This window comes from Kitasatospora sp. NPDC002543 (assembly GCF_053594915.1).
Window position 1 is genome coordinate 50242 of the sequence record NZ_JBSFWR010000042.1, and the last position, 13080, is coordinate 63321.

Below are 13080 nucleotides of genomic sequence, written 5' to 3' on the forward strand. Positions count from 1 at the left end.
AACCGGCGCTGACCTGCGCCGACAGCGGCCCGGGCGCCGCTGTTCCGGTACCCTCCGGACGGCGGCGCCCTCCGTTTTCCGGGCTGGTCCGGCACTGGTCCGGCACTGGCCCGGCGCTCGGTCGGGCGCTCGGTCGGGCGCCGGTCCGACATCCGATCGAATCCGGCAAAACGGTCATAGCAGTCGACGGCGTTGACACCGCATCGGCCAGCTGGTGGGGTTGCCGGAGTTGTGGTTCCGGCCTGGCGAGGAGGCTCCTGTGCAAGCCCGTGTGTCCGTTGCGGCCGGGCGGCGGCTCAGGTCGCAACTGGAGCAGAGTCCGGCGTTGCGGGAGGTGCTCCAGCACCCGGCGGCGGAGGCGGCGCGGCGGGCCACGGCGCGGACGTGCCGTCAACTGGCGCCGCGGGCCACCGACCGGCTGCTCGCCGACCTCAAGGGCACCGAGCCGCTGCTGGCCTCGGTGCGCGACGAGCGGGCGGAGCGGACCGAGCGGGCGGAGCGGACCGAACTGACGGAGCGGGCAGAACGGGCCGCGGGACGGCCCGGACGGCGGGCGCTGCAGATCGCCGCCGGCGTCGCGGCCGCGGCGGTGGTCGGCGGGCTGCTGGCCGGCTCGCTGCCGTCGGCGGCGTACGCGGCGGTCTCGGCCACCTCGACGGCCTCGAACGTGGTGAGCACCGCTCCGCAGACGCCGCTGGGCAGCGTGACCGACCCCAGGGTGTTCCCCCGGCCCCAGCAGCAGACCGTGGCGGGCAAGCCCGTCGCGGTGCCCTCCGCCGTGACGCTGGTGCCCGCCGCCAAGGTGGACCAGGGCGCGGTGGGGGCCGTCCGGGAGGTGCTGGAGGTCGCCGGGGCGACCGAGGTGACGCCGCAGCCGGACGGCGGGACGCCGGCCGCCGGCGCACTGGTGGTGTACGTCGGCGGGCCCGCCGAGGGCGCCGGCACCGAGGTCGGCCGGGTGCTGCGGCAGCTGGCCGCCGCGGCGGGCGGCAAGGAGGACGCCGCACCCTCGACCGCGGGGATGCCCGCCGGCGGCTACGTGCTGTCGGCCGGTCAGCTCCCCGCCCAGGGCGGCGGGACGTACGGCGCCGTGGTGCTGTCCGGCGTGGACGCCACCGGCACCTTCTACGCCGCGCAGAGCCTGCGTCAGCTGCTCGCCGCCGTCCCGGCCGGGCAGGGGCAGGCGCCGGGGGCGGCCGGGCTCGGCCTGCCCGGGATCACCCTGCGGGACTGGCCCACCGGTGCACCGGTGCGCGGCACCGCGGAGGGCTTCTACGGCACCCCGTGGACCGCGCAGCAGCGGCTGGAGCAGGTCGACTTCCTGGGCCGCTCCAAGCAGAACTTCTACCTCTACGCCCCCGGCGACGACCCGTACCGGCTGTCCCGCTGGCGCACCGCCTACCCCGAGGCCCAGGCCGAGGAACTGCGCGAACTGGGCTTCCGGGCACGGCAGAACCACGTGACGCTCGGCTACGCGATCGACCCGGGGCAGTCCCTCTGCTTCAGCTCCGGCAAGGACGTGGACGCGCTGGTCAACAAGCTGGACGGGCTGCGCAAGCTCGGCTTCACCGCCTTCCAGCTGCAGTTCCTGGACGTCAGCTACGACGAGTGGCACTGCGGCGACGACCGCGACGAGTACGGCACCGGGCCCGCCGCGGCCGCCAAGGCCCAGGCCGCGCTGGTGAAGAAGGTGCAGGACCGGCTGATCGCGAAGAACCCGGGCCTGGCGCCGCTGTCCGTCGTCCCCACCGAGTACCACCAGCAGGGCGCCACGCCGTACCGCAAGGCGCTCGCGGCGGCGCTGCCGGAGGGCGTCCAGGTGGCCTGGAGCGGGGCCGGGGTGATCCCGGAGAAGATCACCGGCGCCCAGGCCTCGGACACCGCCGGGCTGTACGGGCACCCGCTGCTCACCATGGACAACTACCCGGTCAACGACGCCACCCCGGACCGGCTCTTCCTCGGCGCCTACACCGGGCGCGACCCGGAGGTGGCCACCCGCTCGGCGGCCCTGCTGACCGGCGCGATGCAGCAGCCGGTGGCGTCCCGGATCGCCCTCTCCACGGCCGGCGACTTCGCCTGGAACCCGGCCGGGTACAAGCCGGAGGAGTCCTGGCAGGCCGCCGTGCGCTCGCTCGCCGGGCCCACCGGCGCCGCCCCGACGCCGGCCGGCACGGCGCTGTCCGCGGTCACCGCGCTGGCCGGCAACAGCACCTCCTCGCCGCTGTCCGCGCAGGAGTCCGGCTACCTGACGCCGCTGCTGGGCCGGTTCTGGGCCGCCGCCGAGCCCACCTCCGGCGCCACCCCCGACCTCGCGAAGCTGATCGAGGCCGCCGCCCCGCTGCGGGACGCCTTCGCCACCATGGCCACCGCCCAGCAGACCCTGGCCGGCACCCCGGCCACCGCCCAGCTGGCCGGCGAGGCCGCGCCCTGGCTGGGCCCGCTGCGCGACTACGGGCTGGCCGGGCAGGCCGCCCTCGACATGCTGCTGGCGCAGCACGGCGGCGACGGCACCGCGGCCTGGAAGGCCCGGGTCGAACTCAACCGGCTGCGCGAGCAGCTGGACCGGGCCCCGGCCACCGTCGGCGCCGGGGTGCTCGGCGTGTTCCTCGACCGGGCCGTGCGCGCCGCCGACAACTGGTCGGGCGTGGGCGGCGGCGGCGTCGCCCCGACCACCACCATGGGCACCGCGCAGGACCACCTGCCCGCGCTGATGACCGACGGCGTGGCCGACACCTTCTACTGGAGCTCCGCTCCCCCGCAGCCCGGCGACTCCGTCGGTCTGGACCTCGGCGCGGGCCGGCCGGTCAGCGGCGTGACCGTGCTGATGGGCGGCTGGGGCAACGGCCCCGACGCCCGGACGGCGCTGGACGACTACATCCGCGACGGCGTGCTGGAGTACTCCACCGGCGAGGGCGGCTGGAAGCAGCTCGCCGTGGTGAAGAACCAGAAGACCGTCAGCGCCCAGCTCCCGCCGGGCACCGTGGTGCGGGCGGTGCGGCTGCGTGCCACCGCCGCCCAGAAGACCGCCGTCGCGGTGCGCGAGTTCACCGTCACCGCCCCGGACGACTCCCCGGCCAGTGTCAGCGGCGGTCCTGACGCGGCGCCCGGCTCCTCCGCCGCCGCAGTGCTGGACGGCAACCCGGACACCGCGTACCGGGCCGCCAAGGCGCCGACCGCGATGGACGCCCCGCTCGTCGTCGAGCTCGGCGCGGCCCGCCCGCTGGACCGGCTCACCGTGCTGACCGACCCGGCCGTGCGCGCCACCGCCACCCTCGCGGTGCGCCGGGCCGACGGCACCTGGGCCGACATCGGCACCGTGCAGCCCGGCTACAACGAGCTGCCGGCCGGCGGCCAGGCCGCCGACGCGTTCCGGCTGACCTGGAAGCCCGGCGGCGACCCTCCGGTGGTCAACCAGGTGATCCCGTGGTACGCGGACGCCCCGGCGGCCCGGCTCAGCCTCTCCGACCCGGCCCTGGACGTCGTCACCGGCGCCTCCGCGCCGGTCACCACCCAGGCCACCGTGGAGGCCGGCCGCCCCGAGGGCACCACCGGCGAGCTGCGCACCGAGGTACCGGCCACCGCCAAGGGCCTGACCGTCACCCCGGCCGGGCCGGTGAGCGTGCCGCGCGGCGGCCGGGTGGGCGTGCCGCTGCTGGTCAGCGCCGCCGCGGAGACGCCGTCCGGGACGTACCGGGTGCCGGTGCAGTTCGTGGCCGGCGGCACCACCGTCCGGCAGGTGCTCCAGGTGCACGTGGTGCCCCCCACCGGCGGCCCGGACCTGGCGGTCGGCGCGAAGGCCACCTCCTCGGGCGACGAGACCGCGAACTTCCCGGCCTCGGCCGTCACCGACGGCGATCCGAAGACCCGCTGGTCCTCGCCGGCCAAGGACGACGCCTGGGTGCGGCTGGAGCTGCCGCAGGCGACCAGGCTGGGCGCGGCGGTGCTGCACTGGCAGGCCGCGTACGCCGCCTCGTACCGGATCCAGGTCTCCTCGGACGGGAACAGCTGGACCGACGCGGCGACGGTGGACAACGGCAAGGGCGGCGACGAGACGGTCCGCTTCGACGCGTCCGGGGTCCGCTACCTGCGGGTCCAGGGCGTGGCGCGGGCGACCAAGTACGGCTACTCGCTGTGGGGCGTCGAGCTGTACGCGGTGACCCCGCCGGCCGCGCCGCAGCCGCCGGCCGGCCAGCCCTCGCAGCCCACCCAGCCCGGCGGCGCGCCGGGCGGCGCCCCGGCGGCTCCGCCCGCGACGGCCCAGAAGCCCTAGCGGGGGCAGGAACCCCGGCGGGGGCAGGAACCGGGGGCAGGAAACCCCGGCGGGGCCAGAAGCCCTGGCGGGGGCAGGAGCCCTGTCCGGGCAGGCCCCGGAGGAAACGCGGCGGGCCGCCGGCTCCCCGGTGCGGGGGGCTCGGCGGCCCATGAGGCGCGTACCGACGGTGTGACGGGCGGGCCCTTGTGGTGCGGCGGTCAGGCGGAGAGCGGTTCGGGCTGCTCGCCGCGGCGGACGGGGGCGGGGTGGCCGGGGTGCGCCCGGCCGAGCGGGACCGGGTGGACCGGCTGCTCGGTGTGGTCGTGGTGCTCGTGCTCTCCCCACTGCGGGGCACGCAGCTGGTCGCCGCCGCCGTAGGGTTCCAGGTAGGGCCGCCACCGCGGGTCCTTGATCCCGGTGCCGATGATGCGCCAGGCCAGGCCGCTGGGCGGCGCGGGTGGTCGTTTCATCCGCCAGCCGAGCTCGGTGAGGTGGCGGTCGGCCTTGGTGTGGTTGCAGCGGCGGCAGGCCGCCACCACGTTGTCCCACCGGTGCTGGCCACCGCGGCTGCGCGGGATGACGTGGTCGACGCTGGTGGCGGCGGCCCCGCAGTAGACGCAGCGGCCGTGGTCGCGGGCGAACAGCGCCCGGCGGGTGAGCGGGACGGGCCCGCAGAACGGGACCCGCACGAAGCGGGTCAGTCGGACGACGGACGGCGCCGGAAGGGCGCTGGTGGCGCTGTGCAGAGTGACTCCCGAGTCCTCCAGGCTGACCGCCTTGTGGTTGAGGACCAGGATGAGTGCGCGGCGCATCGATACGACGCCGAGTGGCTCGTAGGACGCGTTGAGGACCAGGACATGCGGCACGGATGCCTCCTTGGACGCCTGCGGCGCGTGGCTCGCGCCGGGACGAGCGGTTGGATCGCGCCACGCGTGCGCGATCTCCCCCAGTGTCGCCTTACGACTTTGTACGGCGCCACCACTCCTGTGTAACGGACCTGATGTGAACTCCGGGTGTGGTCTCTGTCATGACCGGTATGCCCGGGGGAAGGTCGGGTTGCACCCGGGTGGCGGTGCGACGCGCCGCGGTGACCCTCGCGGGTGGCCCTCCGGGGGCACGGTTCGGCCGTCCGGAGCAGCGTCCCGACTGCCCCGGAGGGCCTCGGCGCCCGGGGGCGCGGGGAGCGTACGGGGGCGTTGACGGGGCGTTCGGCACGCTCCGTACGCCCACGGGCACGCTCGCGGGAGGTTCCCGGCGTGTCAGGGCGGGCATGCGGTGGCGGATAGGCTAACGCCCACGGTCCGCGGGCCGCTTGCCGGCGGTGCGGGCCGCCACGCACCCAGCCAGGAAGGTCCGCACGTGTTCAGCTCCGGTGCCACCGGCCCGTCCGACGCGTCCTCGACGCTCGCCAACCCGATGCCGGCCCCGAGCCCCACCGCGCAGCTGCCGGAGCTCGACCTGCGGATCCCGACCAGCGCGCAGGAGGTCTCGGAGACCACCCGGCAGGCGGCCAGCTGGTTCGACACCCACTGGCAGGGCTGGCTGACGGCCGGGCTGCGGATCATCCTCATCATCGCGCTGGCCCTGGTGCTGCGGGCCGCGGTGCGCAAGCTCATCTCCCAGTTGATAGGGCGGATGGCGCGCACCTCCGAGCACCAGGAGGAGAGCCGGCTGGGCGGGCTGCTGGCCAACACCGGCGTGGTGAACACCGAGCGGCGCCAGCAGCGCTCGGAGGCGATCGGCTCGGTGCTGCGCAGTGTGGCCTCCTTCACGATCCTGGGCACGGCGGCGCTGATGGTGCTCTCCGCGCTGGGGGTGAACCTGGCGCCGCTGCTGGCGAGCGCCGGTGTGGCCGGTGTGGCGATCGGTTTCGGCGCCCGCAACCTGGTCACCGACTTCCTCTCCGGGGTCTTCATGATCATGGAGGACCAGTACGGCGTCGGCGACGAGATCGACACCGGGGTGGCCACCGGCACGGTGCTGGAGGTCGGCCTGCGGGTGACCAAGCTGCGCGGCGGCAACGGCGAGATCTGGTACATCCGCAACGGCGAGGTGAAGCGGATCGCCAACATGAGCCAGGGCTGGGCGACCGCCTCGGTGGACGTGCAGGTCGGGTACAAGGAGGACCTGGTCCGGGTCGAGGACCTGATCCTGGCGACGGCCGAGGAGATGGCCAAGGAGGCCCCGTACGACGAGCTGATCTGGGCGCCGGTGTCGATCCTGGGCGTGGAGTCGGTCGCCTCGGACTCCGTGGTGGTGCGGGTCGAGGCCAGGACGGCTCCGGGCAAGGCGGCCGCCGTCTCCCGGGCGCTGCGCCAGCGGCTGAAGGTGGCCTTCGACCGGTCCGGGATCAAGGTCAAGGAGGAGGTCGCGGCGGCGGCCGGGGCGACCGGCGTGGTGATCGCGCCCTCGCCGGCGCCGGCCGCCGAGCAGCTCGCGCCGTCCGCGCTGGCCGACCCGGGCTCCCCGCGCTACCGCGCCACCGAGCCGATCCCGGCCGCGAAGGGCACGGACGCTCCCTAGCCCTCCGGACGTACGGACACGGACGAAGCCCCGCTCCCACCACGGTGGAGGCGGGGCTTCGCGCTGTCCGGTAACGCTTCGGCATCCTCGGCGACACCGGCCATTGACACCCCGCTGACACGGCCCTTACGGTCCTTCCCTAGCGACTGGAAAGTTTCCTAACAGTTCGTCCGAAGCCCGTCCGCCCCTCGCACCGGGGCCACCTGCGGTCTTCCCCGACCAGCCGAAAGAGGAGGATTCCGGGCATGACGAAGAGCACCGCCAAGGCCCCCCTCGCCGGCACCCCCAGTCTGCTGCGCGCCATCAACGACCGCGCCGCCCTCGAACTGCTGCTGGAGAACGGGCCGCTGTCGCGCACCCAGATCGGCACCCTCACCGGGCTGTCCAAGCCCACCGCCTCCCAGCTGCTGGCCCGGCTGGAGGCCGCCGGGCTGGTCCTGCCGGTCGGCACCACGGCGGGCGGTCCCGGCCCCAACGCCCGCCTGTACCAGGTGAATCCGGCCGCCGGGTACGTCGCCGGACTGGACGTCACCAACAGCGGGATCCGGGTCGCCGTCGCCGACATCACCGGCACCACGCTGGCCGAGCACACCGTGCCGACCAAGGGCGTCCCGGCCGCTGCCACCGTGGCGACCGTCGCCGCCGCGACGGCCGAAGCCGTCCGGGCCGCCGGCCTGCCCGAGGGCTGCCTGCGCACCGCCGCGATCGGGGTCGGCGGCGCCCCCGACCCGGTCACCGGCAAGCTGCGCTACGCCTCCCACCTGCCGGGCTGGCACTCGCCGCGGCTGGTCGAGGAGTTGACCGAGGCGATCGGCGCACCGGTGTCCATCGAGAACGACGTCAACCTGGCCGCCGTCGCCGAGCAGTCCTCGGGCGCCGCGGCCGGTTTCCGGGACTTCGTCCTGCTCTGGGCCGGGGCGGGGGTCGGCGCGGCGATCGTGATCGCCGGGCGGCTGCACCGCGGCTTCACCGGCGGCGCCGGGGAGGTCGGCTACATGCCGCTGCCCGACTCCCCGGTCGAGTGGGACGCCCGCCGCCGCAAGTTCGGCGGCTTCCAGGCCCTGGTCGGCGCACCGGCCGTCCGGGCCCTGGCCCGTGAGCACGGGCTCGGCGCGGCCACCGCGCAGGAGTCCATCGCCAAGGCGCTGGTCACGCCGGGCGCCGGCGACGCCCTCCTGGCCGAGCTGGCCGGGCGGCTCGCCGTCGGGCTGGCGGTGATCGTCGCCGTCGTCGACCCGCAGCTGGTGGTCCTCTCCGGCGTGGTGCCCGGCGCGGGCGGCGAGCGGCTGCGCGCGCTGGTCGAGGACGAGCTCGCGCGGATCTCCATCGCCCGGCCGGAGGTCCGCACCAGCGCCCTGCCCGACTCGCCGGTCCTGCTCGGCGCCCTGCAACGTGCCCTGTCCGACGCCCGCGAGGCGGTCTTCTCCACCCACTGACGCTCCCCCTGTCACCTCGCCACCTGCACCCACCTCTCCCCAACCCCCGAACGCGGGACCCGAGGCAACGAGGCCTGCCCGCGCACCCCCAGGAGGATCCCGAAGTGCACGCCACCACCTCCCGCAGAGGCCGTCGCACGATGGCCGCCGTCGCCGGCAGCGCCGTCCTGGCCCTGCTCGTCTCCGCCTGCACCGGTTCCAGCGACTCGGGCGGCAACGACGACTCGGCCAGCGGCAAGGACGTCACCATCACCTTCTGGCACGGCTGGAGCCAGGACAACGAGACCAAGGCGATCAACGACAACATCGCCGCCTTCGAGAAGGCCCACCCCAACATCCACGTCAAGGCCGTGGGCAACATCCCGGACGACAAGGTCAACCAGGCGCTGCGGGCCGGCGGTGACGGCGCGCCGGACGTGGTCTCCTCCTTCACCACCAACAACGTCGGCATGTTCTGTTCGACCAAGGCCTTCCTCGACCTCAAGCCGATGCTGGAGAAGAGCGGCATCGACCCGGCCAAGACCTTCCCGGCCGCGATGCTCGACTACACGCGGTTCAAGGGCAACCAGTGCTCGCTGCCGCTGCTCGGCGACGCGTACGGGCTGTACTACAACAAGAAGGCCTTCGCCGAGGCCGGCATCGCCAACCCGCCGAAGACCTTCAGCGAGTTCGCCGAGGACGCCGTCAAGCTGACCCAGGCCGACGGCGACTCGTACAAGCAGCTCGGGTTCATGCCGCTGTACCACGGCTACGAGTCCACCACCGAGCACTTCCTCGGCCAGTACGGCCCGACCTACTTCGGCACCGACGGCAAGTCGTCCGTCGCCACCGACCCGAAGGTCGCCGCGATGCTCAAGTGGCAGAAGGGCCTGGTCGACCAGCTCGGCGGCTACGCCAAGCTGGACAGGTTCCGCTCGACCTTCGGCGAGGAGTTCAGCGCCAAGAACCCCTTCCACACCGGCAAGGTCGCGATGGCCATCGACGGCGAGTGGCGCACCGCCTCGCTCGCCGACAACAAGCCCGACTTCGAGTGGGCCACCGCCGCGTTCCCCGTCCCGGACGACCAGGCCGACACCTACGGCCGCGGCTACCAGACCGGCACCATCGTCGGCATCGCCAGCACCAGCAAGAAGCAGGCCGCCGCCTGGGAGTTCGTCAAGTACCTGACCACGGACACCGACGCGGTGGTGAGCTTCGCCAACGCGATCCACAACGTGCCGAGCACCTTCGCCGCGCTCGACTCGCCGAAGCTGGTGAGCGACGAGAACTTCAAGACCTTCCTGAACGTCGCCAAGAACGCCCACTCCGGCACCACCCCGTCGGCCCCCAACGGCGGTGCCTACATCACCACCCTGCAGAACCTCGGCTACGACTACGAGTCCGGCAAGCAGGCCGACCTCCAGGCGGGCCTGGACGCCACGGCCAAGCAGATCGACACCGACATCGCCCAGGCCAAGTAGCCCGGGAACGGTCAACGGAGCTCCCATGTCACTCGCGTTCGGCACCCGCAAGGGGAACGACGAGGCCGACGCGGCACCGACCGGCCCGGCGGCGCCCGGCACGCAGCACCTGCTGCGCCGCAAGCGCCGCCGGGAGGCGGTCCGCACCCTCGCCTTCCTCTCCCCCTGGCTGATCGGTTTCAGCGTCTTCTTCGCCTACCCGCTGATCTCCACCGCCTACTTCTCCTTCACCTCCTACAACGGCTTCGGCACCCCGAGCTTCAACGGCCTGCAGAACTGGGACTACGTCCTCAACCACCTGCCGACCTTCTGGCAGGGCCTGCGCAACACCCTGTGGCTGGTCGTCGTGATGGTGAGCCTGCGGGTCGCCTTCGGCCTGGGCATCGGGATGCTCATCACCAAGGTGAAGACCGGCGCGGGCTTCTTCCGCACCGCGTTCTACCTGCCCTACCTGGCCCCACCGGTGGCCGCGACCGTCGCCTTCGCCTTCCTGTTCAACCCCGGCACCGGCCCGGTCAACCACCTGCTGGGCGACCTCGGCCTGCCGCAGCCCGGCTGGTTCGCCTCCGAGGACTGGTCCAAGCCCGCGCTCACCCTGCTCGCCATGTGGGGCGTCGGCGACCTGATGGTCATCTTCATGGCCTCGCTGCTGGACGTCCCGCGGGAGCAGTACGAGGCGGCCGAGCTGGACGGCGCCGGCCCCTTCCAGCGGTTCCGGTACGTCACACTGCCGAACATCTCGCCGATCATCATGTTCGCGGTGGTCACCGGGGTGATCCAGACCATGCAGTACTACACCCAGGCGTTCGTCGCCGGGAAGGTCGCCAGCGGCATCGCGGGCAACTCCGGGCAGCAGTTCGACCCCGGCTTCCCGGGCGGCTCCACCTGGACCCTGCCGCAGCTGGTCTACAAGCTCGGCTTCCAGAGCTACAACTACGGCGCGGCCTGCGTCGTCGCCCTGGTGCTGTTCGGCATCTCGATGGCCGTCACCTCGATCCTGCTCCGCCGCCGCTCCGGCTTCATGGCGAGCGACGACTAGCGGCCCGGGAGGACCCGATCATGACCCTTGGCACCACACTCACCAAGGGGCCGGCCACGGCCGTCCCCTCCCGGTCCGCCGGCCCCGCCGCCCGGACCGCCCGGCGCCGCGCGTTCCTCCACTGGGTGGCCGTGCACACGGTGGCGATCGCCGCCGCGCTGTTCTTCCTGCTGCCCTTCGTCTTCGTCTTCCTCACCTCGGTGATGTCGGACGGGCAGGCGCTCACCACCGACTACTGGCCGAAGGACTGGAACTGGGGCAACTACAGCAAGGTCTGGGACACCCCCGGCTTCCTCAGCTGGTGGCGCAACACCCTGCTGTACGCCGGGTTCGGCACCCTGCTGACCGTGGTCTCCAGCCTCCCGGTGGCCTACGCCCTCGCCAAGTTCCGCTTCCGCGGCCGCAACCTGGCGCTGATGTGCGTCATCGCGATGATGATGCTGCCCCCGCAGGTCACCGTCATCCCGATGTTCCTGTTCTGGTCCAAGCAGATGGGCATGGACGGCTCGCTCTGGCCGCTGATCATCCCGATGGCCTTCGGCGACGCGTTCTCCATCTTCCTGCTGCGCCAGTTCCTGCTGACCATCCCCAAGGAGTACATCGAGGCCGCCCGGATCGACGGCTGCGGCGACCTGCGCACCCTGCTGCGGGTGGTCCTGCCGATGGCCAAGCCGGCCATCGCCGCGGTCGCGCTGTTCCAGTTCTTCTACTGCTGGAACGACTACTTCGGGCCGCAGATCTACGCGAGCAACAACCAGCAGGCCTGGACCCTCAGTTACGGACTGGAGTCCTTCAAGGCCGCCCACCACACCAACTGGAACCTCACCATGGCCGCCACCCTGCTGGTGATGGCACCGGTGATCGTCCTCTTCTTCTTCGCTCAGAAGGCCTTCATCGAAGGCGTGACACTGACAGGGGTCAAGGGCTGATGTCCGCACTCAAGTTGGCAATCGTCGGCGGCGGTTCGACGTACACCCCGGAACTGATCGACGGCTTCGCCCGGCTGCGCGACACCCTGCCGATCGGCGAGCTGGTGCTGATCGACCCGGCCGCCGAGCGCCTGGAGCTGATCGGCGGCCTCGCCCGGCGGATCTTCGCCCGGCAGGGCCACTCCGCGGTCGTCACCGTCACCACGGACCTGGTGGCGGGCGTCGCGGACGCCGACGCCGTGCTGCTCCAGCTGCGCGTCGGCGGCCAGGCCGCCCGCAACCAGGACGAGACCTGGCCGCTGGAGTGCGGCTGCGTCGGGCAGGAGACCACCGGCGCCGGCGGCCTCGCCAAGGCGCTGCGCACCGTCCCGGTGGTGCTGGACATCGCCGAGCAGGTGCGCCGGACCAACCCGGACGCCTGGATCGTGGACTTCACCAACCCGGTCGGCATCGTCACCCGGGCGCTGCGGACCGCCGGCCACAAGGCCGTCGGGCTGTGCAACGTCGCGATCGGCTTCCAGCGCAAGTTCGCCGGGCACCTGGGCGTGGACCCGGAGCTGGTCCGGCTCGACCACGTCGGGCTCAACCACCTGACCTGGGAACGCGGGGTGACCCTGCTGGACGCCCCGGGCGCCGCCGGCGGACGCGAGGTGCTCCCGGAGCTGCTCTCCTCGCACGGCAAGGAGATCGCCGAGGACCTGCACCTGCCGCAGGCCGTCATCGAGCGGCTCGGCGTGGTGCCGTCCTACTACCTGCGGTACTTCTACCAGCACGACGCGGTGGTGGCGGAGCTGAAGGAGCAGGGCTCGCGGGCCGCGCAGGTGGCCGAGATCGAGCGGCAGCTGCTGGAGCTGTACGCCGACCCGACCCTGGACACCAAGCCCGAGCTGCTCGGCAAGCGCGGTGGCGCCTTCTACTCGGAGGCGGCCGTCCAGCTGATCGGCGCGCTGCTCGGCACCGGCGGCGGCACCTCCGTGCAGGTGGTGAACACCCGCAACGACGGCGTGCTGCCCTTCCTGCCGGACGACGCCGTGATCGAGGTCCCGGCGGAGGTGGACGCGCGGGGCGTGCGCCCGCTGCCGCAGCGGCCCGTCGAGCCGCTGTACGCCGGCCTGATCGCCGCCGTCACCTCCTACGAGCACCTCGCCCTCGACGCCGCCCTGCGCGGCGGCCGCGACCGGGTCTTCGACGCCCTGCTCGCCCACCCGCTGGTCGGCCAGATCGATCTCGCCGACCGGCTCACGGACCGGCTGCTCGCCCACAACCGCGAGCACCTCGCCTGGGCCTGACCCGGCCCGCCACGTACCCGCCCGGTGACCTCCTCCGGTCGCCGGGCGGGCTCCGCGAGGAGACCGTCCACCCCCGGCCGGGGATCCTCCGCTCCGGTGCCGGTGCCGGCGCTGGTGCCGGCGCTGGTGCCGGTCTCGGTCTCGGTCTCGGT

Annotated in this window: 7 protein-coding genes and 1 pseudogene; 7 read left to right on the top strand and 1 reads right to left on the bottom strand. The window is 73.4% G+C overall.

The window, feature by feature from the left end:
• The first annotated feature begins 259 nt into the window (after positions 1-259).
• Positions 260-4270: a beta-N-acetylglucosaminidase domain-containing protein gene (locus tag ACWD4P_RS19540; protein ID WP_449780391.1), complete on the top strand. Its 4011-nt coding sequence runs from the start codon at positions 260-262 to the stop codon at positions 4268-4270.
• A 344-nt stretch (positions 4271-4614) separates the two neighbouring features.
• Here the strand turns inward: ACWD4P_RS19540 and ACWD4P_RS19545 are convergent.
• Positions 4615-5118: pseudogene (locus ACWD4P_RS19545) on the bottom strand (HNH endonuclease); the annotation flags it as partial.
• A gap of 550 nt (positions 5119-5668) precedes the next feature.
• On the opposite strand from ACWD4P_RS19545, the gene ACWD4P_RS19550 reads away from it, so the two are divergent.
• From ACWD4P_RS19550 to ACWD4P_RS19575, 6 genes are all read left to right on the top strand, one after another.
• Entirely contained in the window at positions 5669-6775 is a 1107-nt protein-coding gene (locus tag ACWD4P_RS19550; protein ID WP_449780396.1) for a mechanosensitive ion channel family protein, read from the top strand.
• Between the two features lie 245 nt (positions 6776-7020).
• Complete coding sequence (locus ACWD4P_RS19555) at positions 7021-8211, top strand: ROK family transcriptional regulator (protein ID WP_449780392.1); 1191 nt, start codon at positions 7021-7023, stop codon at positions 8209-8211.
• Positions 8212-8351: 140 nt separating this feature from the next.
• Positions 8352-9671, top strand: coding sequence for an ABC transporter substrate-binding protein (locus tag ACWD4P_RS19560; protein ID WP_359830401.1), 1320 nt, complete (start codon positions 8352-8354; stop codon positions 9669-9671).
• Positions 9672-9696: 25 nt separating this feature from the next.
• A complete protein-coding gene (locus ACWD4P_RS19565) occupies positions 9697-10710 on the top strand; it encodes a carbohydrate ABC transporter permease (protein WP_449780393.1) in 1014 nt (337 codons plus the stop codon).
• Positions 10711-10730: 20 nt separating this feature from the next.
• On the top strand, positions 10731-11639 hold the full coding sequence (locus ACWD4P_RS19570; RefSeq protein ID WP_449780394.1) for a carbohydrate ABC transporter permease: 909 nt from the start codon (positions 10731-10733) through the stop codon (positions 11637-11639).
• Positions 11639-12928: a 6-phospho-beta-glucosidase gene (locus ACWD4P_RS19575; RefSeq protein WP_449780395.1), complete on the top strand. Its 1290-nt coding sequence runs from the start codon at positions 11639-11641 to the stop codon at positions 12926-12928. Before ACWD4P_RS19570 ends, ACWD4P_RS19575 begins: the two co-directional genes overlap by 1 nt.
• The last annotated feature ends 152 nt before the right edge of the window (positions 12929-13080 follow it).

What these genes read in the sequence shown, in the direction of transcription:
- ACWD4P_RS19550 (WP_449780396.1), top strand. Translation starts at nt 5,669, where the DNA reads ATGCCGGCCCCGAGCCCCACCGCGCAGCTGCCGGAGCTCGACCTGCGG.
- ACWD4P_RS19555 (WP_449780392.1), top strand. Translation starts at nt 7,021, where the DNA reads ATGACGAAGAGCACCGCCAAGGCCCCCCTCGCCGGCACCCCCAGTCTG.
- ACWD4P_RS19560 (WP_359830401.1), top strand. Translation starts at nt 8,352, where the DNA reads ATGGCCGCCGTCGCCGGCAGCGCCGTCCTGGCCCTGCTCGTCTCCGCC.
- ACWD4P_RS19565 (WP_449780393.1), top strand. Translation starts at nt 9,697, where the DNA reads ATGTCACTCGCGTTCGGCACCCGCAAGGGGAACGACGAGGCCGACGCG.
- ACWD4P_RS19570 (WP_449780394.1), top strand. Translation starts at nt 10,731, where the DNA reads ATGACCCTTGGCACCACACTCACCAAGGGGCCGGCCACGGCCGTCCCC.
- ACWD4P_RS19575 (WP_449780395.1), top strand. Translation starts at nt 11,639, where the DNA reads ATGTCCGCACTCAAGTTGGCAATCGTCGGCGGCGGTTCGACGTACACC.